The sequence below is a fragment of the Alloyangia pacifica genome (assembly GCF_900116195.1).
Classification (GTDB): domain Bacteria; phylum Pseudomonadota; class Alphaproteobacteria; order Rhodobacterales; family Rhodobacteraceae; genus Salipiger; species Salipiger pacificus.
Genome location: NZ_FOZW01000019.1, coordinates 1 through 26085 on the forward strand (window position 1 = coordinate 1; position 26085 = coordinate 26085).

Annotated in this window: 21 protein-coding genes; 6 read left to right on the plus strand and 15 right to left on the minus strand. The window is 58.6% G+C overall.

Annotated features, from left to right (window positions below; all coding sequences use genetic code 11):
• The 6 genes from BM397_RS26330 to BM397_RS26355 all read right to left on the minus strand — a co-directional run.
• Window positions 1-2093, minus strand: a 2093-nt coding sequence (locus tag BM397_RS26330; RefSeq protein ID WP_143187080.1) for a family 16 glycosylhydrolase, incomplete at its 3' end; no start/stop codon positions are given.
• Between the two features lie 474 nt (window positions 2094-2567).
• Window positions 2568-3029: a hypothetical protein gene (locus BM397_RS29130; RefSeq protein WP_143015439.1), complete on the minus strand. Its 462-nt coding sequence runs from the start codon at window positions 3027-3029 to the stop codon at window positions 2568-2570.
• A complete protein-coding gene (locus tag BM397_RS26340; RefSeq protein ID WP_092430469.1) occupies window positions 3026-4624 on the minus strand; it encodes a GMC oxidoreductase in 1599 nt (532 codons plus the stop codon). The genes BM397_RS29130 and BM397_RS26340 overlap by 4 nt, the downstream gene beginning before the upstream one ends.
• A gap of 37 nt (window positions 4625-4661) precedes the next feature.
• Window positions 4662-5450 (minus strand): acyltransferase, encoded by a 789-nt coding sequence (locus BM397_RS26345; protein WP_176806914.1) that lies wholly within the window; start codon window positions 5448-5450, stop codon window positions 4662-4664.
• Window positions 5447-6490 (minus strand): sulfotransferase family protein, encoded by a 1044-nt coding sequence (locus BM397_RS26350; RefSeq protein WP_176806916.1) that lies wholly within the window; start codon window positions 6488-6490, stop codon window positions 5447-5449. The genes BM397_RS26345 and BM397_RS26350 overlap by 4 nt, the downstream gene beginning before the upstream one ends.
• A complete protein-coding gene (locus BM397_RS26355) occupies window positions 6487-7467 on the minus strand; it encodes a lysylphosphatidylglycerol synthase transmembrane domain-containing protein (protein ID WP_177239602.1) in 981 nt (326 codons plus the stop codon). The genes BM397_RS26350 and BM397_RS26355 overlap by 4 nt, the downstream gene beginning before the upstream one ends.
• A 607-nt stretch (window positions 7468-8074) precedes the next feature.
• Here BM397_RS26355 and BM397_RS26360 point away from each other — a divergent pair.
• Complete coding sequence (locus BM397_RS26360; RefSeq protein WP_245696240.1) at window positions 8075-9220, plus strand: Gfo/Idh/MocA family protein; 1146 nt, start codon at window positions 8075-8077, stop codon at window positions 9218-9220.
• Here BM397_RS26360 and BM397_RS26365 read toward each other — a convergent pair.
• Window positions 9163-10368, minus strand: coding sequence for a glycosyltransferase family protein (locus BM397_RS26365; protein ID WP_092430479.1), 1206 nt, complete (start codon window positions 10366-10368; stop codon window positions 9163-9165). The genes BM397_RS26360 and BM397_RS26365 overlap by 58 nt on opposite strands.
• On the minus strand, window positions 10358-11578 hold the full coding sequence (locus BM397_RS26370; protein ID WP_092430481.1) for a glycosyltransferase family 2 protein: 1221 nt from the start codon (window positions 11576-11578) through the stop codon (window positions 10358-10360). The genes BM397_RS26365 and BM397_RS26370 overlap by 11 nt, the downstream gene beginning before the upstream one ends.
• A gap of 163 nt (window positions 11579-11741) precedes the next feature.
• Between BM397_RS26370 and BM397_RS26375 the strand changes: the two genes are divergently transcribed.
• Entirely contained in the window at window positions 11742-12980 is a 1239-nt protein-coding gene (locus tag BM397_RS26375; protein ID WP_092430483.1) for a polysaccharide biosynthesis/export family protein, read from the plus strand.
• Here BM397_RS26375 and BM397_RS26380 read toward each other — a convergent pair.
• Both BM397_RS26380 and BM397_RS26385 read right to left on the minus strand, forming a co-directional pair.
• Window positions 12934-13950, minus strand: a complete 1017-nt coding sequence (locus BM397_RS26380; protein WP_176806921.1) for a glycosyltransferase family 4 protein — start codon at window positions 13948-13950, stop codon at window positions 12934-12936. The genes BM397_RS26375 and BM397_RS26380 overlap by 47 nt on opposite strands.
• Window positions 13951-14167: 217 nt before the next feature.
• A complete protein-coding gene (locus BM397_RS26385; RefSeq protein WP_092430487.1) occupies window positions 14168-15253 on the minus strand; it encodes a glycosyltransferase family 2 protein in 1086 nt (361 codons plus the stop codon).
• A 190-nt stretch (window positions 15254-15443) separates the two neighbouring features.
• On the opposite strand from BM397_RS26385, the gene BM397_RS26390 reads away from it, so the two are divergent.
• From BM397_RS26390 to BM397_RS26405, 4 genes are all read left to right on the plus strand, one after another.
• The gene (locus tag BM397_RS26390; protein ID WP_092430489.1) at window positions 15444-16430 is read left to right on the plus strand and encodes a glycosyltransferase family 2 protein; all 987 of its coding nucleotides are present in this window, start codon (window positions 15444-15446) and stop codon (window positions 16428-16430) included.
• The gene (locus BM397_RS26395) at window positions 16430-17560 is read left to right on the plus strand and encodes a Gfo/Idh/MocA family protein (RefSeq protein WP_176806923.1); all 1131 of its coding nucleotides are present in this window, start codon (window positions 16430-16432) and stop codon (window positions 17558-17560) included. Before BM397_RS26390 ends, BM397_RS26395 begins: the two co-directional genes overlap by 1 nt.
• Before the next feature lie 182 nt (window positions 17561-17742).
• Complete coding sequence (locus BM397_RS26400) at window positions 17743-18486, plus strand: sugar transferase (protein WP_092430493.1); 744 nt, start codon at window positions 17743-17745, stop codon at window positions 18484-18486.
• Window positions 18487-18940: 454 nt separating this feature from the next.
• On the plus strand, window positions 18941-19852 hold the full coding sequence (locus tag BM397_RS26405) for a glycosyltransferase family 2 protein (protein WP_092430495.1): 912 nt from the start codon (window positions 18941-18943) through the stop codon (window positions 19850-19852).
• A 270-nt stretch (window positions 19853-20122) separates the two neighbouring features.
• Here the strand turns inward: BM397_RS26405 and BM397_RS26410 are convergent, their stop codons facing one another.
• Genes BM397_RS26410 through BM397_RS26430 form a run of 5 tightly spaced genes read right to left on the minus strand, consistent with a single transcriptional unit; the run spans window position 20123 to window position 25953 of the window.
• Window positions 20123-21031, minus strand: coding sequence for a family 16 glycosylhydrolase (locus BM397_RS26410; protein ID WP_092430497.1), 909 nt, complete (start codon window positions 21029-21031; stop codon window positions 20123-20125).
• Window positions 21028-22275 carry an O-antigen ligase family protein gene (locus tag BM397_RS26415; RefSeq protein WP_092430500.1) on the minus strand — a complete coding sequence of 416 codons (1248 nt, stop codon included), beginning with the start codon at window positions 22273-22275 and terminating at the stop codon, window positions 21028-21030. Before BM397_RS26415 ends, BM397_RS26410 begins: the two co-directional genes overlap by 4 nt.
• Complete coding sequence (locus BM397_RS26420) at window positions 22272-23840, minus strand: GMC oxidoreductase (protein WP_092430502.1); 1569 nt, start codon at window positions 23838-23840, stop codon at window positions 22272-22274. The genes BM397_RS26415 and BM397_RS26420 overlap by 4 nt, the downstream gene beginning before the upstream one ends.
• The gene (locus BM397_RS26425) at window positions 23840-24994 is read right to left on the minus strand and encodes a glycosyltransferase (RefSeq protein WP_092430504.1); all 1155 of its coding nucleotides are present in this window, start codon (window positions 24992-24994) and stop codon (window positions 23840-23842) included. Before BM397_RS26425 ends, BM397_RS26420 begins: the two co-directional genes overlap by 1 nt.
• A complete protein-coding gene (locus BM397_RS26430; protein ID WP_092430506.1) occupies window positions 24991-25953 on the minus strand; it encodes a sulfotransferase family protein in 963 nt (320 codons plus the stop codon). Before BM397_RS26430 ends, BM397_RS26425 begins: the two co-directional genes overlap by 4 nt.
• Window positions 25954-26085 lie beyond the last annotated feature (132 nt).

A 26085-nucleotide genomic window follows, 5' to 3' on the forward strand; every position in this document is an offset into this window, starting at 1 on the left:
CGGAACGCATCATCGACGTAGGTGAAGCTGCCAGCCCCGTCGGTGAAGTCCCACTCCAGCGGGGCTATGGGCGCGGGGGAACTGTCGAGTGTCAGTTCCGGGCCCTGAACGGTTGCTGTGGCGCCGGCCTCGTCGGTTGCGGTGACGGTCACGGTGAGAGTGCCGTCGGCAAGCGGTGACAGGTCGAGGGTGATCTGACCATCGGCGGCGAGCGTGCCGACGACGGTATCGCTGCCGTCGGAGACGACGATTTCGGCGGCGGCGTCGGAATCGATGCCGGTGATGGTGAAGGCGACGGCATCGGAGGTGGCAGCGGTGATTTCGGTCTGCGCGATGCTGACCGCGAGATTTCCGTCGTCGTCACCGGTTGCGGGAACGCGCAGCATCTCGGGCCCCTGGGCGGTGGCGGTGTTGCCCTCGCCATCGGTCGCGGTGACGCTGGTGGTAAGCGTGCCCTCCGCGAGCGTCGACAGGTCGAGAACGACCTCGCCGTCCGAGCCCGAAGTTCCCGAGGCCGTGTTGTCGCCGTCGGACACGATGACCTCGGCGGTTGCGTCCGCGTCGAGCCCTGAGATGACGAAGATGACGTTGCCGGCTTCGTTGGCATCGATGATGAGGTCGGGGGCGCTGAGCGCGAGATTTCCGTCATCATCGGCGGGGGAGGGGTCCGAGAGCGTGAGCTGCACGCTGTCGAACTCGATGGTCGCGACCTCATTCGGGCGGGAGCGCTGGTTGAGGTAGCCGCCGAGGACAATGTCGTGACCACCCGCGCCGAGCTCGCCGAGCTCGAGGACGACCTCGACAAAGCCGGTGTCGAGGGTCTCATCGTCGTCGTCGGTGGCCTCCAGCAGGTCGATGACGTATTCGGTGCCGTCGATCAGCACCAGGACCTCCGCGTATTCCCCGGCGTCGAGATCGGCGCTCAGCGCCAGGCGGTAGCGCAGCGTGAGCGTGCCAGCCTGCCCGGCGAGGCTGTCGAAGCCCTGGCTCCAGCCGCCGGAGATATCGGAGACGGTGGCGCGCAGAGATTGCCCGCCGAGGGTGACGCGGAGCAGACCGCTCTCCGCCGCGCCGCTCGCGTAATCCGGCTGGTCCGTGCCACGGAACGCATCATCGACGTAGGTGAAGCTGTCAGCCCCGTCGGCAAAATCTTCATAGACCGGAATTCCGACGACGACCGTAACATCGCCCTCGTTCGATGTCTCCGTTTCGTTCGAGACAGTGTAGCTGAATGTGTCGAAACCGCTGTACCCACTGTCCGGAGTGTAGGTGATGCGTCCACTCGTGGGGTCGACGCTCACCATGCCATGCTCGGGGGGGCGGACAATGCTCACCGTCTCGGCGAGGAGCACGTTTCCCATGATGCCGTCATTTGCGACTACATCGATCTCAGCTGCGCCGTTGCGGCTGACGCGAAGCTCGTCCTCGACCGCGACCGGCGCTGTGCGAGGCGTGTAGCTTAGGTCCGAATAGGACGCGGTGGTGGAGACGCCATGTGATGGCGTTCCGGTGAAGCTGTTGGCTCCAGTCCAAATGTTCAAGTAGATATAGGAGGGCTCGGAAGGGAAGCCGATATCGGATGTTGTGACGGACCACAGTTCGACGCCGTCGGCATACCAGGTTATGGAATCCGGTTGCCAATCGAAGGAGTATTGGTGGAACCCTTCGGCGGCGTCAAAGCCAAGGTCGACGATCACGTTCTCGTCGCCATCAGGAGTGTAGTACGACAGGAGCACCCTTGTCGTGTCAGCCCCAAGGAATTCGAAATCGATCTCGCTTCTCGCCGTCCCGTGCGGCGCGCCGGTATAGGTGAAGAAACTGCTGAGGGTCCCATCGTCCGGCGAGGCCTGCATCGTCACTTCATAGAGGCCGTAGAAATATCGCTCCTGCGTTCGGACTTCGCCTCCCGTATAATCTTTGCCGCTCGTGTCCGTGCCGTCGAGAAGTGCGGACAGGACTCCATCGGACAGGAATATATAGTCAGGAGAAAATGCGGTATCTATCCAATCCTGAGAGTTGGCGTAATTTGATATGAGCCAGTCTTCTGAGCTCAAATCGGAAAAATCGGTATTAAATGCATTGTACTTTGGCATGTTTGCTCCGTTGAAAATTTCATGAGAAGAACGGAGGGGTGTTCAAGATGTTTTGTGTGGTATGTGGGATTTATGATATGAAACAAAGTAGTAAAAGTCAGGGCGCCTAATGCGCCGTTTAGCTTGAGTGTTTAGGATATCTTTATGTGGAATATTTCTGACCGAATTTGGAAATTTTCGTGAGGTTGTGCGTCGGTTGATTTTCTGTCGCCTGCAATGTCGGCGCCATATGGATCCGGGAGATATGGCGAGTGAATCTAGCCATCTGTTCGGCCGTGCTTCATCGCTTCGGCAGTTGCGATTTTAGAGGAGTCATGCGTGGCGCGCTTTCGTCCAAATAGAAGTATTGAGAGTAGGAATAAAAGGGTGAATCCAGTGATGGTATAGAAACTTGCCGGAAAATAGGTGCGAGTGCCCAAAATGAGCGCGACAGCGACAAAGATCTTGATGAGCATAGAAGGCATTTCTTCTCCTTTATGAATATCGAGTATCGCTGTCTCGCCTCGCTTCGCTCAGCGCAATGATCGCACATGTGAGGGCTTCTGTTTCAGTCAGCATCCATCCGTCCACATAGTGCATCTTCTCTTGCCGGAGGTCCTCCAAAACGAGGTTGGAGATCTGTTTCAAGAGATCGGGATTCCCAGTTGCCGGTGTAGGTTGCGCGCGAGCGGAGAGCCTCTGTTGCAAGTCGTCGAGTGAAGTGAGTGACTGAAGGGATTCCAGCACTTTTCGGCCGATGACCCTTGCGCTCGGGCCCGGCAGTAATTGTGAAAGCGCAAGGGCCGGGGAACTTGCTGCTGGCGCATGCTGCGAGGCAATGCTGGTCGATGGGCATGCGCCCAATGCACATCCCGCAAGTGCCATAACCAGCATGGTTCTTCGGTCCGTGGCGAACGATGCCTCGCTATGGGCTTCAAATCGGTCAGATTGACTCATGGCTGCCCCTCTGCAAGTCGCGCCTTCAGGTGATCGGCAAGTCGGACTGCCAGCGCGACGATGGTCAGCGTAGGTGTCGCGTGGCCTTGCGTCGGGAATACTGCGCTTCCCGCAACGAAGAGGTTGGAAATGCCGTGGACCCGGCAGTTCTCGTCTACAACGCCATGCTTTGGGTCCTCGGACATCCGCGTCGTTCCGGTATGGTGTTTGCCGTAGGTCGTTGGCTTGGGCCAGTCGTAGTCTTCGCGGAAAAGCACTGACCAAGCGCGACCGTATCCGAGGCGCGCGAGTTCGGCGGCGAGCACCTCGGTCGCCCGCCGATTTGCCGCAAGATCCGCGTTGGTCAACCGCCAGTCGAGCGCGATACGTCTTTGGCCGAAAATATCGTCCCGGTCTGCGGTCAGCAGAACCCTGCTGTCAGGGTTTGGCAAGCTTTCGACCGAGAGCCATGGCTCTATCCAGTCGCGTCGAATGAGGTCTTCCTCACTGCGGAGAAGGGTTCGGTAGACTTCGTTGGTCAATCCGTCCAAGTCGGACAAGACGTTTGCGAGGTGCCATCGCAGATTATCGGGTGCATGTCCCTTCTCGAGAGCGCGCTTGATGGTCGTAGCCGAACTCTGACCTGGCGAGCCGGTCTCTTCGTGGAAAAAGATAAATCTGAAATTCGGAAGTTGCTCAGCCCGGAGAAGGTCTTCGCTCGCTCTGATCGCGCAGCGCATGTAGTGCTCACCGACCGGATGCTCTTCTGTGTAGATTCTGAATTGGCTGTTGTCCCTTGCCACCATCGCCTGAAGTGCAGGGCGGAACGATACGTGATCCATGAAATAGCGACCGACAAGATCGTTGCTATTCCCCAGGCCTCGGGTTTCGACATTGTCGGAGAGCAGCAGGAGGCGTGCCGTTTCGGCGGCGCCCTGTGCCAGCACAAAGAGCTTTGCTTGTACCTCGAAGGCCGGGCCATCTATGCCAGCTACCCTAAGGCCGGTGACCTGCGAGGCCGTATCATCGGTCAGGATTTCGAGCACGGTGGCGTTGAGCACCAAAGAAATGTCCGAAGCTTGCTTCAATCTGTCTTCATAGACGTAGCCGAACTGTGTAGGCGGGCTCAAAGCGTAGAGATAACTGGTCAGCTTGCTTTCATCGAAAGCGATCGGGTGGTCGGGAATCTTCGAGAAATGTTCGGACGTATCGTAAAGGGTATCACTGGGTGTTTCGACCAACTCTTGGGCAGCGGGATAGTACAGGTCCAGATCGCTGCGGCTGATTGGCCATCCGGAATGCGGAATTCCCGGACGAGCCTCAAAATCGATGGGGTCTAGCGGCATGCAATTTCCCGCCCAATGATTGGTCGAGCCGCCGAGCATCCGCAACCGGGCCTCGTTCAGGGGATCGGCGGGGTGCCCGATATTTTCTCCTGCGTACAGCGATTGCGCACGTTCATCGTAACCGTCGAAACCGCTTTCGAGCACCAAGATTTTGGCGCCATTGCCAGACATCTTGAGAGCAATAGAAATGCCCGCGGCGCCGCCACCGACGATGCACACATCGGCGTCCAATTTAGAAGCGTTTGAGAGATTTCCAGAGTGGAAGATCATTAAACTTTACCCATATCTCAATTGCGCACGCGGCCGCTCAAAATCTTTCCCCGATCTGCCGTGCGGGAATGCCGCCCATGATTGCGTTTTCCGGAACGTCTGATGTGACAACGCTTCCAGCACCAAGAATTGCGCCGCTTCCAACCCTGACACCGTCGAGAACGCGTACGCCTGCGCCTACCCATACGTCGGAGCCCAACCGCACCGGGCCTCTGGTCACGAGGCCCTGACGAACCATCGGTTCGGACCCCAGCCTAGTCCTGTAACGGCCCCCGCCGAAATAGCATTGCCCTGCGATGATCGCGTGGTCGCCGATCTCGATACCAGACACCGCCGAGAACGTGGTCTGGCTGCCGATCGAGCAGTGCCGGCCCAAGCTCAGTTGGTTCTGCTTGACGACCATGACCACGTCGCGGGCGATCAACGTGCCTTCTCCGATTGTCAGGCCACCGGGTTCCGAGGAACCGCGCGCATCGAGGGTGCAATTGTCGTCAATCGCCACGTTGTTGTGCAGAACGATCCGGTTGGGGCATCTGAGGATCAGGTTTCGGCCAAAGGTCACGCCCTTTCCGGCTTCGCCAAAGAGCGGAGGCAGAAACCATTTGCGTGCTGCGTATCCGAGAGCTCCGGGCATCCCGACCGCGAGCCACATTGCGGCCTCATAGCGAAGCAAGGGCCCAATCCCGGACGTGCCGACAAAGAACCTTTGATACTTCCGCAGCGCAGAGCTTTCTTCGGAGAGTGCCTCGATCACCCGGTCCTTTTCAACAGAAGCGCTTTGCTCAAAACCAATGGGACGCTCGGCAGTGTCATGTTTCATGTTCATGCGCGGAGCACCTTCCTGCCGCCAACGGCGCGGAGCCGCCACGCGATATCCCGGCCAAGGTACACGAAGCCTCGGGCATTTCGTGCCGCGCCTGAGATCCGCTTTGCCGGGGCCACGATCCATCTTGCGAACGCCATGGCGCCCGAGCTTGCCCCGTCTCCGAGAGTCGAAAGCGCGTAGCCTTTCTGTTGCATGATCGAGCCTGCTATGGCCTCGATAAGCCGGACCTCTCGCGCGTGCAGTCCCTGTTCCCAACGACCGACACTTAGCGGGGAGATCGGCGTTCGAAGCTTTTCGCGATTGCGACTGTCGGTTTTCCAGGGAGATGAGGCTTCGTGGAAGTGAAGCTGTGAGGGGTCATAGGCTTCGCCGAGGAACGTCATCAGAGTGCAAAGAGTCTCTTCGGGGCGACGGACCAGAGTTTCATATTTCAGCTCGAATACGCGATCGGAGCTGAAATTTTCCTTTACCTCGGAGCACGCCTGCGAATAGCGGACCCACGCCTTGGCGAAGGGCAAGACGTGATCTCCACCGAAGCGCGCGCGCTTCCACGAAAGTGCAACGTCGCGAGGATCGCGTTCAATGCAGATAACCATCGCATCGCTCCAGGCCTCGAGCACATCGCGATGCAAGAGCGTATGGTGAGGCGTCTTCTCGCCCCAGCGGGGCTTGCCTTGCGCCGCGGCCGCATTGCTGAGAAAGGCGCGTGCGATGGCGCCAAAACTGTTGCCTTCGACATGTGCCAACACCTCGCGCGGGCGTGGCAGAGGGTTCCAATCGTGTACAACCCCGAACCGTATGATGTCCTCGATCAACCGCAGCTGCGCGTCGCTACTGGACAGATCGCCGTAGAGCGCACTGCGAGACTGCCATTGGTTGAAGAGATGGGACTCGAACGGGATCGAAATATTGGGGTGGGCGTTGAGTAGCCTGCTCAGCAACGACGTTCCCGAGCGCGGCGCACCGAAAATCAGGATAGGCCGCTGGCATGTGGTTGCGTCGTCGCGGAAGTCACGGGGCTGCGGTGGCATGGGTGTCATGGCAATTCCGCTTCGACAATTGCGGCTTGCGCGCTTGCGCGCGTATCGCGTCTGAGCGCAAAGGTGACGAACCATGGTGTACTGACAAGGAATTGGAGGCCGAAGGACATCAGTCCGACGGAGATACTTGCCTCCGGGGGGATGCCGATGCCTTCAAAGCCGACGATGAGCACCCATTCTCTTACGCACACCCCCCCCACCGAGAAAGGAAAGATCAGAGCGATCATCAGCAACGGTATCAATACCAGAGCATGACTTAAGGGAACGGCATAGCCGAGGGCGCGATAGAGGAAGATGAACACCATCGTTCGCGCAAGTGTCATAAGTATGGAAGCCATTAAGGACGGAAGCAGGGCGCGCCAAACGAACTCTGGCCGGTTTATCTGCAACAAGGCCTCGCTCAGTCTCATGGCGATGGGTCGCAGCCAGGACGGATTGTTCCTCTCGAGCGTGGACTGACCTTTGAGGAGCACAAAGGCGATCACAGACAGTCCGGCCGTCAGGACCCCAGCCAGCGGGATCGCGATTTGCCAAAGCGAAGTTGCCGTGGTTGCTCCGAGCGCGACAAGTAAAGTTGCGAAAACAGAGACGATGCGATCGAGCAGTAGGCTTGTCACCACATTGCCCACCCGCGCTTGGCCGGCGATCCTTCGGTTCTGCTGCGCCAACATTGCGCCGCGCATGACGTCCGGTCCGACTGACGTCGGCAGCAAGGAGCCTACACCGATCCCCGCGGAAACGATGCCGAAGAGACGCTGCCAGGAAATGCGGTTGTCCGAAAAATCCAGCAGCGCTTTCCATCGCCAAGTGATCGCGCACCGTGCGAGAAGGATCGCAAAAGCGGCGAGGGCGAGCCAGATGGGATTTGCTGCCGCGATGCTTCGCAGTACGTCTGGCCAGTTCACCAGTAGTCCCAGCGTCGCCAAGAGCGCTGCGCTTGCCACAACCTGAAGAGACTTCTTGAGATAGGGACGCAATTTAGACCCCGCGTGCGCGTTCTTGTAAAATGAACTTGGAGTAAAAAGAATTTGGAGAAGGGCAACCACCCCTTCTTCGTCACCCTAGGTATGTGGTCGATCTAGCGTCAAGTTACCTGTCATCGGCCGGCCGACCAAATCGCACATTTGCCTGTTTCTCATGCATCGGCGCAGTTGAGAGCGCCAGTTTGTCTCGCGCTAGTTGAAAATTTCTTCGATGCTCCTGATATTGACCTGACGAGACTCCCCTCGACGGGTCGGACGTCCAATTTGGACACTTGGCGGCTTAATTTTATTCTGGCTGAGAGATCTTCTCATCGCGGTGGGGGTGAATGTTCGGATGCGAGCTGGAGGAAGATCAGGCACAATAGGATATGTTTTTGACTGCGGTTGTCCGCAGGCGGGCGACTTCAATTTATAGCCCTTCACAGTCCTCGATTGGATAACTTGAGTTCAATAGGTCTGGTTGAATTTTCTGCACTGGTCGCGCATTCATATTTATATTTGAGAATGTTATTTTAGGGATTGTCTTGATGTATTTTTGCGTCTCGTTCCTATGCTTGGGGACTGTTGACACTTCGCACTGCACCAGTGGTGCATCTTGAGCGTGGGGCTTGGTTTCGTTGGCACTGGATATGTCGCGGACCTCTACCTGAACACCCTCCCGAACTGGGATTCGGCTCTCGATCTGCGAGTGGTTCACGATCGTGACGCGGATCGGCTCAATCGCTTCTCCAGCCACTACGGGGTCAAGCCCGCTCAGAGCTTGGAGGCAGTCCTCGCTGACCCAAGCGTTGAAATAGTTGTCAACCTGACCAACCCAGCCCAGCACTATGAGGTTTCGCTCCGAGCGCTCGAGGCAGGAAAGCATGTCTATTCGGAAAAGCCGCTGGCACTTGAGCTGGAGCAGGCACAGGAACTTGTACAGAAGGCTGAAGCACGGGGCCTACACTTGGTGTCGGCGCCTGCAACAGTACTGGGGGAAGCAGCCCAGACTTTCTGGCAGGCTGTTCGCGAGAAGGTACTTGGGCGGCCCGTGCTGGCCTATGTCGAAATGGATGACGGTATGGTGCACCGCATCGGATACCGAAACTGGATCACGCGCACGGGCGCGCGCTGGCCAGCCGAGGACGAGTTTCGTACGGGATGTACGCTCGAACACGCCGGATATTCGCTGACCTGGCTCGTGGCGATGTTCGGCCCTGTTCGCCGGGTGGTCACGGTCGCCCATTGCGCGATACCCGACAAGGGCCCGGACACCCCTCCGGACTACGATACGCCGGATTTCTCCTGCGCCTGTCTGGAGTTCGATGATGGTATGGTTGCGCGACTAACCAACAGTATCATTGCGCCGCACGATCATCGGTTTCGCGTTTTTTGTGAAGACGGCTATCTCGACGCTGCCGAGACATGGGATTTCAAGACGCCGGTTCGTGCAGTTCCCTTGGCCGAAACGCGGCTCCGCCGACAAGCGCAGAAGCTCCTGGGCTGGGACGGCGGCCATCGTATCAAGCCGACACATAGCCGTAGCATTTCCACGGCGCGGCGCGGGTATCCGATCGATTTCGCGCTTGGGCTGGCCGAAATGGCCCTGGCATTGCGTTCGGGGCGGGCACCTAGGCTGGCAGGTGCGTTCTCGCTGCATGTGACCGAGGTGTCGCTGGCGATCCAGCATCCCGAACGCTTTGGAACTGTTTACCGGCCGATAAGCGCGCCAGGACCAGTGCAGCCGATGGACTGGAGCGAGTTTTGAGCCATGACGAGCGCCGCGAGCGCTTGGACGGTGCCCGGCTCTTCGACAAAAGCTTCGCGTGGTTCCGAGAGAAGCCGCGCGCGCATCGCATCTATTAGCCTCCGGTCTTTCGCCAAGTCCGCGATAGTCTCGGGCAAGGTGTCCTCTATCGGCTCGTTCAGGAAGAAGCCGCCTCCGTGTTCTCTGAGCCAGCGCTCGGTTTCTGTTCCTGAAGGAGCCAGGGCAGGGGTCGCGAAATAGCCGCCCTCGTAGATCCGGTTCGGCAACAGCCAGGTGGAGTTCGCGCCCGCTTCGTACCAATCTCCCGCCCAGATGAGATCGATCCCCTCGTAGAGCTCAGAGAGGTCTTCCGGCGCACGGTAGCGACCGCCATAGGACAGGTTCGAAAGCCCGGACACCTGCTCTTCGAAATCGGGAAAGACCCCGGGAGCGGGATAACCACGCAGGACGATCTCCACATCCTCCGGAAAGTCGCGGGCGACTTGGCGGAGCAATGACATCGAGCGGCGGCATCGCAGGTTGCCGAACCAACCAATCCTCAGCGCTCCCTTCGGCGATGCCCTGCGTGGTGCCGGGCGGGCGGCGAAGGTATCGTCCACAACCAACCGGTTCTCAATCAGCATGAAGCGACTCTGTCCCGGATGGTACCTGTCGAAGTATTCGGACTTGAAGCGCGGCGAGGAGATCACGACGAGCGCGCATTTCCGAAGAAGTCGCGCTTCAAGGCTGCGCAGCGCCCTGGCCGTAGGCGAAGGGCCTATCAGGCGATGATGGATATCCAGGCATTCGTAGATCATTGGTATGTGCAGCCGCGCCATTTTCCGGGTGCGGCTCGCAAGCGCCAGCATATCGAGATTGCGCGCATAGATCATGTCGGCGGCGCGAAGTTGATCAGCGTGTCGTGCGGCAATGCGGCTACCGGAGTGGATGCTTAGCAGACGTTGACGATAGTCGTTGTCGCGCGTTTCACCCAGATCAACGAGCGGCCAGTCTTGCTGGACGACCTTGCCGCGACGGGGCATGAAGCCGGTGACCGAAAAGCCGGCGCCGCGAAAGGCTGTTGCGCGTCGCCTCACCGCGGCGTCGCCGACATTGTGGCCGAAGAATGCAACATGAGGTGGGGGAAGCTCGCTTGGGCTACCAGGCATAGTCGCTCGGCTCCAACTTGTGCTTTTCCCACAGGTGCGAGGGCGGCGCAGGAGCGCTCCGACGCAAAGACGAAAAGCCCGACAACCTTGCGACGAAGGCGGCGATGCGGGCTACTTCCGCCACATCATGGGCTTCTAGGGCCGCGCGGGCGCGCCAGCGTGCTCCGCGGCCCAACTCGCTAGCTATCCCACGTCCAGTTGGCCCGAGATCGCGTAGGGAAAGCAGGTCGGTCAGGACAGGCGCGCGGAAGGCGGCCGCCGAGCCATGCTTGCCGGACATCGCGCGCCTGACAATCTCGCTTTCGGTGGGGGTAAGGGGCAGCTCCGGCGCAAGGGTGGCTGCCTGCCGGAAATCGGTTTGCGCGCTTCCCCAGTCGGTTCGGCGAGCATAGACGCAGGCACGCTGCAACAACCCGGCCCGACGTCGCAGAAGGATATCGTCGCTGTCGAACAGGGCTTCATAGAGTGTCAGCGGGAGTACATGACGGAAATCTGAAAAGATTTTGCGGTCGTGATCGAGCCAGACCAAATCGGACTCGCTGGCGCAGTGTTGCATGGAGCTTGGTCCACGCGCGCCGTCATGCTTTCGCTGCAGGAAAAGCACGTCGTCAATCATCGTCGCCGGAAACCGGGCAGCCAGACGCACGAACATCTCGTAGTCAATCGAGCGCGCCAGGTCTTCGCGGAAAGGCCCAACTTTCCGAAGTGCCTCCCGCCGCACCATCGTGCCGTTCTGAAAGAAGAACACATCTTCAAGAAGGTGGCGCAACACGCTACCCGTTCGCAGATCCGGCCAATACCCGGTTCCCAGGTCCTCGCGTTCACCGGTCTGCGGATTGTCCCGGAACCGAATGTGACGGCCGGCGCAGAGGCCGACATCGCCCAGGTCGAGTACGCTGGCTAAGCGCTCTGCGGCGATCGGCAAGGCGATGTCGTCGTCGTCACAGATCCAAATGTAGGTGCCTGTCGCCTCCTGTAGTGCTGCATTGAGCGCGCAGGACTTGCCTCTATTCTTGCCGCGGCGGTACAGGATTTTTCCGGCGGAACGCTCGGCGATCGCCCGTCCGAAGCCTTCGGTCGAGTCGGTTGAGCCGTCGTCCCAGATCACGATCTCATCTACCGGTCGGGTTTGAGTTTGCAGACCAGCGATGGCCTCTTCGAGGTAGTTTCGGCGATTGTATGTGGCAATTATCGCGGAGATCGCGGTCATAGCAGGCTCGCCTGGGAAAAAACTTGGTTAAGAATTCACTAAAGGGTGCATGCCGTCGATAAATTGTCCAGCATGGTGGTCGCGACGCGCTGACCGCCGGCGCAGCATTTCTTTCAGAAGAGCGTTTTCTAACCAAAATTTCTCAATTGGGAGGCGATATTGAATGCGATACATTTTTCTCACGCTGGTTGTCATGTTGGTAGGTGCCCCGCAGGCTCAAGCCGAGGCGTACGAAATCGGAATTCAAGACCGCCTGTCCCTGCGTGCTGTGATCTGGAATGAAGATCAGAGGGCGTACGAAAACTGGGCGATCCTGGCTGGCGAGTATTTGGTGCAACCCGACGGCAGCATATCCGTGCCGCTGGCCGGTTCGGTGCAGGCGCGAGGATTGACCGCTAGCGAACTCTCCGAGGCTCTCGCGAGCGCCATTGCCAAGAACGGTGGCATGAACGATGCGCCTCGGATCGCTGTCGAGGTCGTGGGCTATCAGCCCTTCTATGTTTTGGGCGATGTCAATCGGCCCGGAGCTTATCCAGGTGTGCCGGGGTTGACCCCGCTGAAGGCGGTGGCGTTGGCCGGCGGTCTGCGGACTGTTGGCGGGCTCCAGGGCGGGGCGGAAGCCGACAGCATCCGAATTGTCGGAAACTTGCGCGGCTTTCTCACAGACATTCTCCGGGCGCGGGCCCGAAGGGCAAGATTGGAAGCGATCCTTGCCGGCGCTGACGGAGTGGCCTTTCCTAAGGACCTATCACACCCTGATGGAGCTGCAGCCTTGGCCGGCGTGCTGAACGAGGAGAGGGCCATCTTTGCCTCGGACAAGGCTGCATTCGAGCGTGAGCTCGCATCGCTGGAGGAACTCAAGGCTCTGCTCAAGAGCCGGGTGGCCGGGCTCGAAAGCAAACGTGCCGGGCTGGCGGAGCAGTTGCGATTTTCTCGCCAGATCGCTGAGAACTTGGCTGGGCTCAACGAGCGCGGCTACGCCCCGGCAACTCGGTTGGCGGATAGTCAGCGAAGCCTTTTCGAGCTAGAGAGCCGCGATACGGACATGCAAAATGGCATCTTCGCCGCCCGCCAGAGCATCGCCGAAAACGAGCGCGAGATCATCGAGCTGAGCGCCCGAAAACACACCAAGGCGACTCTTGATTTGCAGGAGGTACAGGCGAAGCTTGAACATCTGAGACTATCTCGGATGGTGCTCGAGGATGTGCTGCGTTCACAAGGCGTCGGAGTGGCGTCGCTTCCTCGGACTGAAGTCATAACGCGTTTCAAGGTGGCTCGAGTCAGCGTGGCGGATCAGGAGGTCGTTCAGGACATTGGCCCGACCGAACGCATGGTGTCTGGTGACGTGCTGACTGTCACGACCGAGTTGGTGTCTGATGAGACCGAAGAGGTAATGCAATAGGGGCAATCGAGCCTCGGGCAATTCGCCTGAGGGTGCGGTCCAGCTCAATGTTGTCGATGCTTTCGGAAATCATGCAGGCCCCATGCTGCGCGGTCGTCTCTCGGTAGTCATGATTTGCTAGGAGGTTTATCAGTTTGTCACTGAAGGCGTGGGCCGTGTCCGCGCGCTCCACCAATCCGTCAAGCGCGCCGTCGTAGCCCTCGAGCGCCTTGCTGGAGGCGAGAACGCTCATGCCGTTTTCGAGGTAGGTCACGATCTTGATGCTGGCACCGCTGCCTGCCCTTGTCGGTGCGAGGCCGATGGACGAGGTTCCTCCTATGGTGGATAAATCCTTCACGCGTCCGAGGACCCGGACACCCGACGGTGCATTGTGTACCTCCGCGCCGATTTCGCCAACGATGAGCAGCTCTGCCCCTGGCCGGGCAGCATGCGTGCGGGGCCAGATGTCCTGGAGTAGGAAGTTCAAAGCGTCACGATTGCCAGCGTGACGGACGCCGATGAACACGGCGCGCGGTGGTCCGTCATCGCTAGAAGCCTTTCGCCGAACGGCCGGCGGCAACCAGATGTGCTGCTTTTCGGGCAGCTTTTTGTTTAGAAGGCGAGCCTCTTTGGCGGAGGCGTAGATGCAGAGATCTGCGGCCTCGAGCCAGCTCGCCTCGGTCGCCAGTGATATGGGGGCATGATCGGGTGATAGATTCGCGCGCCGAAATGACTCGGCCCGAAGTGAGAAGACATCATGCAGCAATGCCGCCCGGCAATCTGCGAGACAGGCGTCCAGGATAGGGGCCATCGAACTATATTCTGCAATGAGAAGCAGCGGAGGGTTTGCGTTGACCGCCTTGATCGTGAGGCTTCTGTCCTGTGTTTTCGGTGGCTGGCCGAGAGTGTTGGGAAATTCCGGACGTGAGCCGCGTTTCCGTCCGGATGCGGCCCAGCGTAGAAGGTTCCAGCCGCGGTAGAGCGCCCGCATCCAGACGTCTGGCGAGGTTGCGATCCGAAAATTCCAAAGTTTTAGCGTTCGGGGTACGAGAATTTCGCATCCGCGTAGAGCGTAGTCCCGGGCTGGACGCATCACCGGGATGCTCCCGAAGCTGGAAGCCGGGGTGCAAATGATTTGGACGCGAAATCCGCAGTCTTTCAGCTTGTCGACCAGCGTGAGCAGGTAGACACTTGATCCTGAGAGCGCGTCATCGAGGCGCCGATGTACCAGAATCGTCGCGCTCGGTTGATGTGCTTGAGGAGTGGGTGCCGCCTCCGGAGCTTCCTTTGAGCAAGCTGCCTCCCCCTCTCTGGGTAATCGTAAATTCACCACTCGGTCTGGGTGTCCTTCTGTTGGCGCAACCTTTCGAAAGGAGGCGCTTACTGCCAGCTTCCAGAAATTTGGCTCCGATCATGCCGATCGCGGAGGGCCGCTGCGCTAGCGCGCTGACCGCTGCTCGGAGATCTCCGCGCTTCAGGGACTGTAGGACGATTTCGGTGTATCGCGTGCGATCCAACATCACCTGGCGGTCCGCAAAAACCTTTCTTGCTAAGTTGGAGAGGCGGCTTGCATGTTGCGCGACGAAAGCACGATCGGCTTGTATCAGAGGTTCAATATGAGAGGGGTCTACTCTATGCGAGATCGAACCTCTTCGGGAAGTATAGATGTAATCCGGTGCCGGTGAGAAGATGACTCGGGCGTCGGCCGCGAGGCAGGAAAGCATCAGATGATAGTCTTCGCCATTGTAGGTCTCTGTCGGGTATCTAATGCCGTTCTTGTTGCAAAAATCAACTCTTAGCAAAGGCTTGAGGTATCCAAGGGCGCCACGTCGGTGTGGATCGTGGTTCCTGACGATGTATGTGTCAAGATCCAAGGGAATTGGTTCTTCGTAATCGGGGCCATTGACGAATGGCAGTCCGTCGATCGGACGGCCATCTTCGTCAACGCGACTCAGATTCCCCAAAACGACGTCCGCATCGTGCTCTTGTGCAATCTTGAGCATGTCTCGAAGGCGCCAAGGTTCCATTTGGTCGTCGGAATCGAGAACGGCCAACCAATCCGTGCTCGCAGTATCCAATGCCACATTCCGGGCTCTGCCTGGACCGCCGTTGTCGCTTAAGCGGATCACACGAGCGCCACATTTTTCAGCGATCTCGACTGTATTATCGAAAGATCCATCATCAACCACCAGAACTTGGCTCGTGACGTCGATTTGGTCTAGCGCGCTCCGGATGCACTCTGCAATGGTCGTGGACGAATTCCAAGCTGCGATCGCAACTGTAACTGTGACCATCTTGCCCTCGTCGCTTGAATTGGCTGATTTCGGTCAAAATAATAAATTTATTGGTTAACTTTGGGTTTCAAGGGCTCTCGTGTCCAGCGAGTTGTTCTGTTTCAAGAGATTTTATCGTCACTGAGATTAGCGGCGCCCTTTGCGTGGGCGGTTAAGTGAATTCAGTTTTATTTCATTAAAGGCATTCAAGATGTCCGACGTATGCGTAATTGTGGCGGCCTTCAACGCCAGCAGTACAATCTGCGCGGCTGTTGATAGCGCCCTGGCCCAGGAACGTGTGGCAGTGGAGGTCATTGCTGTTGATGACGCTTCTACGGACGGAACCCTACGGCAACTCGAAAACGTCGCAGCTGCGGATCGGCGCCTGAAAGTGCTGAGCAATACGCGCAACGCTGGCCCGGCTGCGGCTCGCAATCGCGCATTGGAGGCGACCCGCGCCCGATATGTAACGGTGCTTGACTCCGACGACCGAATGGAACCGGGTCGACTTGCTGCGATGCTCGCGCTGGCGAAGGAGGGCGATTGGGATATGGTCGCCGACGATCTCCACAAGGTGACCGAACACGGGAAGTCCGCGGCAAGGACGCGCATGTTCAGCAAACACCCGATTGGCGCGCGGAGGATTGACCTAGAGGCCTTCGTGCGTGGCAACCTGACACGTCTTCATGGTGGGCGTGGCGAGATGGGTTTTTTCAAACCTCTTATTCGAAGGGATTTTCTTATAGAGAACCGCCTCGGATATGACGAGAGCATGCGGTTGGGGGAGGACTATGCGCTCTATGCAATGGCGCTCGCTGCGGGTGCGAGTTTTCTGCTAGTTGACCCCTTGGGGTATGATGCACTCACAAGAGCTGACTCATTGAGCGGTCGGCACTGCGCAGCGGATCTTGGCGCGCTGGTTGCCGCTGACCGGAGGATGGGGAATCTGCCTGGCCTTAGCGCGGCCGAGCGGTCGGCACTTCGTGAGCATGAGATCGAGACGCAGAAGCGCTGGCGTTGGCTCTGGTTGATCGAAGCGGTGAAAGCGCGCGATGTTTCGCAAATTGCGCAGTGCATGGCCGCTCCGCCGCAAGTGATCATGACAATCCTAGGCAAACTCGTTGAACAGGCGTTCTTGCGCAGTCGCGGGGCACTGCTCTCGGCAGACGCGGGGAGTACGCGAAAGGAGACGAGATAGTGTCCGGCCGACTACGCTGGGGCATCTTGGGGGCGGGGTGGATCGCCACGAAGTTTGCCAGGGACTTAAGTTACGGAGTGACCGGCCGTGTGAGCCGCGTCGCTTCGAGGGATTTCGTCGCGGCACAAGCGCTTGCTCGTGCTTGCGCTGCGCAAGCCTCCGAGAGTTTCGAAGCTATGCTGCGCGCTGATGACGTTGATGCGGTCTATATTGCGACGCCCGCCGCCTTTCATCACCTCCACGTGATTCAGGCACTGTCTCGAGGCAAGCCAGTGCTATGCGAGAAGCCTTTTGCTCTCAATGCGGAAGAAGCGAGAGAGATCGTCGAGGCTGCGCGTCGGGCTCGGTGTTTTTGTATGGAAGGCATGTGGACACGCTTTCTTCCAACCATGAATGAGCTTCGCGGAAAGCTGAAGCGAAACGAGCTCGGGGATATATCGCAGATGAGCGTGGACTTGGGTTTTGTTCACAACGAAGAAAGCTCGAATGCGACGCTCACAGATCCGGCTCTTGGCGGTGGCGCGCTTCTCGACCTAGGAATCTATGGAGTATCTCTCGCACATGATCTTCTGGGCATGCCTCGCGAAATTCAGGCAGAGGCTGTGATTTCACCAACTGGGAGTGTTCGGGACGTATCAATTACTTTCCTGCACGAGAAAATGAAGCGACCCGCACTTTGTTCGATCCGGGCCAGTCACAGTACAGAATTGCGAAATGCCCTAGATATTAGCGGCAGCCGGGGTCGAATTTCTGTCGATGCGCCTTTCATTCGCGCAATACAGGCGCGTATGTCGCCCCTTGGGCCACGTGGGCGGACAGCGGAGCGGCCTTCGGCTCTTGGAGATGCACTTCGGGGAAGCCGGCTCTGGCCGGTCGCTCGAGGACTTGCGCGACGCGCAACCGGGCGGGAAGGCGTCGCTTTCGGGAGGCCGTTCGTGGGCTATGGGTTGCGTTTTGAAGCAGAAGAGGTGGCTAGGTGCCTTGCGGCGGGGCAGCTCGAGAGCCCGGTGATGCCACTTTCAGAGTCGGTCGAAGTTCTGGAAAGTGTGGATAGGATTTCCGCACTCATTTCGGACCGGGGGATGCAAGATGGTCTTGAATTAGGGCGCGTGCCAACGGTTGCGGAGTAAAGTTCTTCCAGAATGTCGAAGCGCAGCCATGTGTCGCGAATTTCTGGTTAATTATTGATCGATTTGTTCCGGCGCAACCTCGCTTGGCCGTAATTTTGGTGAGAATGTACCTTTCGTGATGTTTCATTTCATGTGACTATGTTCGAGCATTAATATTCTGCGTTATAGCTGGGGATATTATTATGGAGAAATATAGAATTGTGCCGGAGGTTTCAAATGGCTCCATTTCAACTGAACGTGACGCGACCCTGAGTTCAGTGAAGACGGACGATCGGAACATTTGTGCGGATAAAATTGCATCCAACGTCCATGCTCCTCTTAAGCGGACGATAGATATCTGCCTTGCACTCGCCATGATTGTCGTTTTTGCGCCGCTCATGATTCTGATCGCGCTCATGGTTTGGCGCGAAGATGGCGCGCCGATCCTTTACAGGCACCGCAGGATCGGAAAAGATGGCAAGCCGTTCCATTGTTTGAAGTATCGCACAATGGTGCGCAATTCCGACGAGGTCCTGAAGCACGCGCTCGCTCACGATCCAACGCTTCTGTTGGAATGGGAGAGGAACTTCAAGCTTGAGAAGGACCCGCGAATTTTGGGGGAAGTCGGGCACCTATTGCGCAGGGCAAGTTTGGACGAATTGCCACAACTTTTCAATGTCCTGTGGGGCGACATGAGCCTCGTCGGGCCGAGACCAGTTATTGAGAACGAAGTCGAAAGATACGGACGTTACAGAAATCACTACACTTCCGTGAAGCCTGGCCTGACTGGGCCCTGGCAAGTCGGGGGACGATCGGAGACCACCTACGAGGAGCGGGTCAACCTTGATGTCTGGTATATCGAGCACCCTAGTGTGTGGCGGGACCTCTCAATCTTGTGGCGCACGGTCGTCGCATTCATCACTGGTCAACTCGGTGGCGCGAAGTGAACTCCGTCTTCTTTGATGCCAAGAGTGCGCCGGAGTCCTCTCCACGCTTCTGACCACGCACTTGCTCTTGAGTTGAGCCCGTCGTCAGTAGAGCCCATAGTAAGGTTGTGGGTGCGGCTGCGATCCAGCCAAGCAACATCCACCACCAAATGCTTCCGCCGAAGAAGAAACTTGATAGGATGCAAATAATTTGAAGAATGATTATCGGCGGCAGCAACACTTGCGCCCGCAAGCTGAGCCGAAGTTTGCGCGATTCGTTTCGGTCACTTTTTTTCAGAGCATGTTCTCCTTTCCCTGACGCGTCATACCCCACAACGACGCGATAACGTAGCCGTCACGTTCATGGTAGAAGCACTGCCTCCTCATGCTGCAGTAGATAGTGTCACTGTCTTCAAATTCAAGCAACCAATGCTGCGAAGGTTCGAGTTCGAACGTCTTTTTACGGGGCCCGGAAATGCGTATTGTCGTCGGAATTTGTACCTACAGGCGCCGGAGCTTGCTGGACACACTTGAAAGCATTGCGGCGCAAGAAATTCCCTCTGGTGCAACCCTCGAGGTTATTGTCGCTGACAATGATGAAACGGCAGCACAACGGGACAGCATCGTTGCCTATTGTATAGATCTCGGGCTGTCCTTCACATATGTCCACGCGCCTGCGCGTAACATTTCCGTAGCAAGAAATGCTTGTATGGATGCGGCGCGCGGCAGTGTCCTGGTATTTATTGACGATGACGAAATCGCGGATCCGGGCTGGCTCATCGGTCTGGTAACGGCATGGCAGGAGAGCGGCGCCGCAGTCGTCTTCGGTCCGGCACATGCAATCTATCCGGAAGTTGCGCCGCATTGGATGCGGAAGAATGACTTTCATAGCAACACGCCGGTGCGTCGCCGTGGCATGGTGGAAACTGGAAACACGAGCAACGTCCTTATCGACCTCGGAAATCCGCGGGTCTCGAACATGCGCTTCGATCTGGCTTTTGGTCGAACAGGGGGTGAGGATGTTGATTTCTTTTTCAGGCTGAACCGCGCTGGAGCAGAAATGACGATCGCCGATGATGCACTGGTGCGCGAGAAAGTTGTGCCGAACCGGTTGCGCTTTGACTGGCTGGTCCGGCGGCGTTTCATGACTGGCGCCATTTATGGCACTTGTGTCGCGCCTGATGATCTGTTGCGCCGGAGCACGGTATTCTTTTGTAGCATGCTCAAGGCCGCGTACTGCGGCCTGCGCGCGCTTCTGGTGGTGCCACGTCTGGACCGTTGCACCTTCTGGATCATGCGGTCCGTCTTTCATTTCGGTGTATTGTCGGGCTGTATCAAGCCGCCCAAACGCGAGGTCTACGGCCTTTCCGCGCCGGTGCAAAACTGATTGCCGCAGCGAGCGGGTGCTCTATTCCCCAAAACTGGAACGTTAGTTCTTGGAATTTCGGGTCTCTTTGTTCCGTGACCCGCCCCCTGCGGGTTGTTGCAGAACTCAGTCGGCGAAGGATTCACATCGGTAATCCATCCGGATAGACGAGCTGCATGAGCAAGCCCAAGTCCGCCCGTTACCGCGCGACGAACTGGTCCAGCGTTGGGGAGAAAACAACCAACCTGCAAACTCCGGCTGTGAACGAGGGAGCAGAAGGGGCAGTGGAAATTAACAGGTGATGGATTCCGAGAACCGGCAGCGCTCACCGGGGGCAGTATAGGCAACCCAGTCGACCAGCATTTCGAGAGGGCGGTCAGGGTATTCGAACTCCCCCATCCAGGCAGTAAGCTTGTCGGTCCCCCAGTGGCTGAAGTAGATGCGCTGCGTCAGGCTTGGCAGCGTGTCTCTGGCCTCATGATACAGCACACCGTTCACGTACCAGCGGAGGCTGTCGGCTTCCCACACGAAAGCGTAGTTGTTGAATTGTTTGTCAGCCCCAGCCAAGACAGGGACTGGCCCACCATTCTGGGGAACACCGTCCACGTGCGTGTTCACAGAAACCTTCGAGGGATCCTTGGTCAGAACCTCGAAATCAATTTCATGGTGCGCATCGCCGGTAATCGGACCTATATAGGTAAAGAATGCTGCGTTGACTCCCGAGGCGCGGTCGCTGCGGAACCGCGCTTCGTAGGTTCCGTAGCCGTAGCGGGCCCGCGTGAAGATCTCGCCGCACGCAAAATTGCGAGCGTGGCGGCGTTTCTTCTCGTCGACCTTTGATAGTGGCGGCTCAACTGCCTGTGCCTGGGTCTTCTCGATTTGCCCATCTCCGTCTGCGACTTCGGTGTTTTCGCCTTTGGTTTGCGCGATCCGTTCTATCCTCAAGGCGAGCATTCCGTCCTTGGCGCGCACGGCATCCTTGCTCCAAATGCAGTTCTGCCATGCCCCATTGGTCCAGCCATCAGAAACGCGCCAGCGCTTGGTGTTGATGCTGTCAAAGTCTTCGAAAAAGCTCTCGGCCGTCGGCTCCGCCGCGGCTCCTGCAAGTGTTAGCCAGAACGCGAAGATCGATGCTGCGCCTACTCGAACTCCGCCAGAAATGCGTGTGATTATCTGTTTTTGGGCCGATTTGCGGATCATTTTCCCGGCCTCGCAGTTGTGCCCAGTGCTGAAGGAGACGCGCTTTTGCACGTGAGCAGCGATCCCATGATGAAAAGCATGAACAACAGGTGAAAAGCTGACATCAGAACGACCTCCGTTACGCTTGTCGCGATCGTAATGAGCGCGATGCAGGTGAAGAAGATGGCCCAGACCTCGTTTTGGACGATGGCAAAGGCGAAGATCCGGCAGAACGTCCACAGTGTCGTGATGACCAGTAGACCAAGGCCGATAAGTCCAAAGTGCACGGCGGTTTCATAATATGAATTGTGAAACCCGAAAGTGGCGCTGTATACTTTGTGAAACTCGTCATATATCCGGCGGGCGACAGAAAATGGGTCTTCTGGTGTCCAGAAACCGCCGGGACCAACGCCCAGCAACGGGCGATTGCGTATCTCCACGGTCGCGTATTCCCACAAGACCGTTCGGCCGGTCAGCGTCGTGTTCTTGCCGAAGGCTCTGAGCACCTGCTTGACGGGATTGATCTCGACGACGTCCAGCGCCGCGTAGCTCCCGTAGATCAGGGCGAAACTGACAAGCAAGGAGACTGTGGCGACCGTCGCGATCGGCGACAAAAGGCTCCGGAAGCGTAAGAAGACCACTGCGGTACACGAGCCCATGGCCAGCAGGGTCGCGGTGGCGCTGTTCGAGACCTGGATCATCCAGAAAGCCAGTGGCAACGACGCTGCCGCGGCGATTCTGATCTTGCGAGTCAGGCCCGGATCGAGGGCCATGCACAACCCCGCGACCCAGAACAAGACCATCGCCCCGCCGAGCGAATTCTTGCTCTTGAACACACCTTTGGCGCTCGAACCCAATGGGTCCACAATAAAGCTCAAGAGGCCGAAATACCCTGCCGCGATCCACACCGACACCATGATCTGTCTTGGGCGAAGCCGGAGCACGGCACCGTAGCAGATCATCAGGGTCAGCACGAGTTGCAGGCCGCTCTTGAGCGTTTGGCCTGGATGTTCGCCCCAAGCGAGAGACAAGAACCACCAGATCGGGAAGAACCACAGAACGTACGAGCGCGCGAGAATTTCGAAAATCTGCCGGAAGTCGCGCATGAAAGCCCAGAAAAAGTAGAGGGCGAGCGGATAGAGTATCAGCTCATCGAAGCGAAACTGCTTGACCGTGACCAGTAGCCAAACGGTTACCAGGAAATGATCGCGCGTCTCCGCTGAGATGTCGAAGCTTCTGCCTAGGATGGAAATGCGCCTGCTCATGCTGCGGCGCTCCCGCCCTGTGTCCAGCGCTTCTGATTGGAGAGGTGCGCGGCCAGACGCAGTGCCAGCGCCACAACGCTCAGTGTCGGGTTGGCTTGGCCGGACACTGGAAAGACGCTGGCCGCTGCAATGTGAAGGTTCTCGGTGCCAAAGACGCGGCAGTTTGGATCGACCACTCCGTTCAATGGAGAGTTCGCCATTCGGGTCAGACCGATCTGGTGATAGCCGTCGCGCGCCATGGCCTGTATTTTCTTCATCGCCTCCTCATCTTCTTCGTCGAGCGTCAGCTCGGCGAATTGGGCCTCATCGAGCGCAGCGGCGAGAAGGCGATGCGCCGCCAGCGTTCCACGCAGCGTTGCTTCGTCGTAGGAAAAGCTAATACGAAGTGGGTGCCGGCCAGCGGCATCCACACGTGACGACAAAGTGACGTGGCTCTCCACGTTCGGTAGGTGCTCGGCGTGATACGCCAGTCGGTAGGGCCCTCGTCGCCGTGGGCTCAGTCTGTCCGGATGTCGTTTGCTTTGCTCTAGATTGTGAATGAGGGCGGCGCCCACCCCAGCAAGGGCGTCGCCCGGATTTCCCAGAACGTTGCGGACGTGCCGCAGGCGTGTTCCCTTGGGCGCGCCCCGCAACATTGCCTTCAGGGACAGGTCAGCGGAGCCGTGTCGGGCGTCTTCTGGTGCGATCGACTCGATCCAGAAGGCGACATGAGGGCTGTCCGGCGGGGTCACGAGAAAGCGACGACGGGCAGGGCTGTTCCCGCGACGGTGCTTGTAGACGAACTCGGATACCGCCGTGGAACTGTTGAATGTGATTTCCGCGATGCTGCCCGTCAGGTGCCCCATGTACCCTCGGCCCAGCCAGTCGGTGCCCCCTAAACGTCCGGGGGCGCGCCGTTCTTCTTCGAGCAAAAGCCGAGTGGTCTCCAGCCCTCCGCAAGCGAGGACAACTTCGTTTGCGCGCAGATGCCGCGTGACACCGTCACTGCGGGACACCACCCCGCTGATACGCCGAGCCGACCAGAGAAGCCCGGTGATCTCCGTGTCTAGCAGGATATCGGGACCAGTGTCCCGGAGCAGGCGCCTTGTCATGCAGGCAGGAATCCAGTCCCGGCAGAGCAGTTCGACAGAATCCATGCAAACGCCTGGGGACTTCGGCCATGCAAGCGGCGCAGGGCGTTGATAGCTCGCCTCGACCCCGAGCATCGTCGATGCAGCGGGCAACCACGCGGCATACTCGGAGTAGCTGATCGGCCACCCGGACGCGATGCATGCTCGGGATTCGAAATCGGCCTCGTCGAAGGGGACGCAACGCCCGCCCCAGATCGCCAAGGTCCCACCAAGCCCATACCGGTTGGTCTTGTGCGGCAGGTCGTGTGGCGAGCCGTCGGGCAGCTCCGGTTCCAGCGAAGGTGTGGCGGCGGACAGGCCGCCCCGGTCCAACAGCAAGACCTTGCGGCCTGCCGAGTTGGCCGCATCCGCCAGCGCCAGCCCTGCGGCGCCGGCGCCGACCACCAGAACGTCGTACGTCGTGAGGAGTGCAGTTTCCGGACCGATCCGCGCCATCAGACTGACGTGGCCTCGGCCTGCTCGCGCAGGGCGAGGCCAACGACCTTGCGAAGGGTCTGGGGTGCAGTTGCGGATTTCGGCCCTAGGCGTGAGCGCGTGCCCGGATCAGCGAAAAGCGCCCGGAGACGGCGCGCGATACTGGCATCACCAAACCGCTCTACTGCCCGGGAACGCGCCACTCGGCACGCATTCTGCGTCGCCTGAGGATGGGTGCGCAGGTGCTCGAGGCAGGCCGTGGCCTCGGCGGGGCGACAATAATACGCAAGCTCTCCGAAGTTGGCCTCAAGGCGCGGGTCGAGAACGCAAGGCCGCTCCATCAGGATCGCTTCACCAATGGTTCGGCCGAATGCCTCCACCCATAGCCGGTGGTAGAAGTAGCAAAACGCATCGAGACTCCTTAGGAAGTCCGGCACGGGCTCGGCGTTGAACGGCACGAGGTCCCAATCGACGCCGGCTGCGGCGATCTGCTGTTCGAGACCCGGCGGGAGACCCATAATCCGGGTCTTCCATCCTGCTCCGGGAGACAGCGGGCCAACAGCTTCCTCGAAACGCTCGGGCCATTTGAGCGCATCAGCTCTTCCGTGCCGGCCGACCACTGCGCGACCGTCGGTGAATGCCGGCAACTCAGCGCGCCAGGACCCTGCGTCGAACGTATTGACCCAGTCTTCGCAAGTTAGGGCCAAGAACGGCGCAAAGCAGCGCAACTGCGCTCTGATCGTGCCTGACACCGGCGACCAACGTGGCCTACATCCCAGGCTTCGGAGAACCTGCCTCTCGACCGTCAGAGGATTGTATTCCAACGAGCCATCACCGCGAAATGGCGGATGGTGGGCGACGAGCACCGAACTGGGCGCGCGGATAGCAATGGTGTCCTCCACCCCGCGGAAGAAGGCCATCGGGTGGTGCAGGAATGCTAGGTTGGCATGGACCTCGCCACCCATCACCTTCACGCCCGGCAAGTCCCGAAGTGCAAGGACCTGCGGGTTTGCCTGATCCGCCGAGCTATCGAAGAATCGAGAGCGGATCAGCACCAGCCCGACCGACAGACCCAGCCGCAAGAAACTGGCCACGTCGCTTATCACCGACGACGCGGTGCCGCCGGAAAACCGCGGGTCCGTGACAACCGCAATATCGACGCTGGTTTGGCTCATCCCGTGAACCGGGGCCAAACGGCTGACAGATCGCGCCCCAGCAAGGTCGATAGCCCACCGTTGCGCGCTGAAAGGTGCTGTTCGAGAAATCTCTGGGTCTTCGGCGCCATCGGCGGCTGTTTGGTGGACTTGAGGAAAACCGGATGGGCATAGCGAAACCAGTAGTAGTGTAGCTTGTTCCGGGCGCGTTCGCGCGGTCCGCGCCGCTGATTGAAGTGGTTGCGGTATTGTTGCCTAACTATCCGGCTGCTTAGCAGGTTGATCGCGCGCTGCATGCCGAGGTGGCATGGGTAATAGGTGCGGTTGAACCAGGCATTGCCGCTTGTCACCTGCATCCTCGGGACATCGAGAAAGTCGGTAATTCCGTCGATGAACCCTTGCTGGTCTGCAAGGAAATCCTCGAAAAGAACGATGCGAACGCGATTGGGTCCAAAGATCTCCAAGTACCGGCGAAGGTGGGGCGCATATGTCGATCCAAGGATGACGGACGGGTGAACACGGAGCGCCTTCTCGAAGCTACATGTGGTTCGTCCCCTTGTCATGAGGTGCCAGTATTGCGAGTAGGCGCGTTTGACTGGATTGCGCAGCATGAAGATCAGGCGCACGTCCGGAAGCATCTTGGCAATTCTTTCAGCGGCCACCTCGGATTGGAGGTAGATAGTCGAATCCTCACCCAGGCACGCGCACCCCGCCAGCTTGCTGAAGCGCCCCGCATACCAACCGAGGCTCTCTAGATTTCCCGGGTTCGGGTCCCTCCAGTCGAGCCCATCCGGACCATCAAACAGAAAATCCGGGTGGCCTATGGGGTCATCGGCGTCGAAAAAATGAATCTCGTCATCGGGAATGCCGACCGCAGGATTCTGAGAAAGAATGAAGTGAAGGGAAGTTGTCCCGCATTTGGGAGCCCCGCCAATAATGAAGTCGGGCAACCGAGCGCTTTGATCGATGCGCAAATTCATGAAATATCCGAAAAAATGTTGCGGTATAATGGCGAAATCAGCGTAACAGTCCGACCTCCGTCAATCTAGGCGTACCCTGCCTTTCGCCTCGGCTAGAGGCCCCGAGACTCTTGCTGTGACAAATTTTCGGGC

What these genes read in the sequence shown, in the direction of transcription:
- BM397_RS29130 (WP_143015439.1), bottom strand. Translation starts at nt 3,029, where the DNA reads ATGAGTCAATCTGACCGATTTGAAGCCCATAGCGAGGCATCGTTCGCC.
- BM397_RS26340 (WP_092430469.1), bottom strand. Translation starts at nt 4,624, where the DNA reads ATGATCTTCCACTCTGGAAATCTCTCAAACGCTTCTAAATTGGACGCC.
- BM397_RS26345 (WP_176806914.1), bottom strand. Translation starts at nt 5,450, where the DNA reads ATGAACATGAAACATGACACTGCCGAGCGTCCCATTGGTTTTGAGCAA.
- BM397_RS26350 (WP_176806916.1), bottom strand. Translation starts at nt 6,490, where the DNA reads ATGACACCCATGCCACCGCAGCCCCGTGACTTCCGCGACGACGCAACC.
- BM397_RS26365 (WP_092430479.1), bottom strand. Translation starts at nt 10,368, where the DNA reads ATGCCTGGTAGCCCAAGCGAGCTTCCCCCACCTCATGTTGCATTCTTC.
- BM397_RS26370 (WP_092430481.1), bottom strand. Translation starts at nt 11,578, where the DNA reads ATGACCGCGATCTCCGCGATAATTGCCACATACAATCGCCGAAACTAC.
- BM397_RS26375 (WP_092430483.1), top strand. Translation starts at nt 11,742, where the DNA reads ATGCGATACATTTTTCTCACGCTGGTTGTCATGTTGGTAGGTGCCCCG.
- BM397_RS26380 (WP_176806921.1), bottom strand. Translation starts at nt 13,950, where the DNA reads ATGCGGGCGCTCTACCGCGGCTGGAACCTTCTACGCTGGGCCGCATCC.
- BM397_RS26385 (WP_092430487.1), bottom strand. Translation starts at nt 15,253, where the DNA reads ATGGTCACAGTTACAGTTGCGATCGCAGCTTGGAATTCGTCCACGACC.
- BM397_RS26390 (WP_092430489.1), top strand. Translation starts at nt 15,444, where the DNA reads ATGTCCGACGTATGCGTAATTGTGGCGGCCTTCAACGCCAGCAGTACA.
- BM397_RS26400 (WP_092430493.1), top strand. Translation starts at nt 17,743, where the DNA reads ATGGAGAAATATAGAATTGTGCCGGAGGTTTCAAATGGCTCCATTTCA.
- BM397_RS26405 (WP_092430495.1), top strand. Translation starts at nt 18,941, where the DNA reads ATGCGTATTGTCGTCGGAATTTGTACCTACAGGCGCCGGAGCTTGCTG.
- BM397_RS26410 (WP_092430497.1), bottom strand. Translation starts at nt 21,031, where the DNA reads ATGATCCGCAAATCGGCCCAAAAACAGATAATCACACGCATTTCTGGC.
- BM397_RS26415 (WP_092430500.1), bottom strand. Translation starts at nt 22,275, where the DNA reads ATGAGCAGGCGCATTTCCATCCTAGGCAGAAGCTTCGACATCTCAGCG.
- BM397_RS26420 (WP_092430502.1), bottom strand. Translation starts at nt 23,840, where the DNA reads ATGGCGCGGATCGGTCCGGAAACTGCACTCCTCACGACGTACGACGTT.
- BM397_RS26425 (WP_092430504.1), bottom strand. Translation starts at nt 24,994, where the DNA reads ATGAGCCAAACCAGCGTCGATATTGCGGTTGTCACGGACCCGCGGTTT.
- BM397_RS26430 (WP_092430506.1), bottom strand. Translation starts at nt 25,953, where the DNA reads ATGAATTTGCGCATCGATCAAAGCGCTCGGTTGCCCGACTTCATTATT.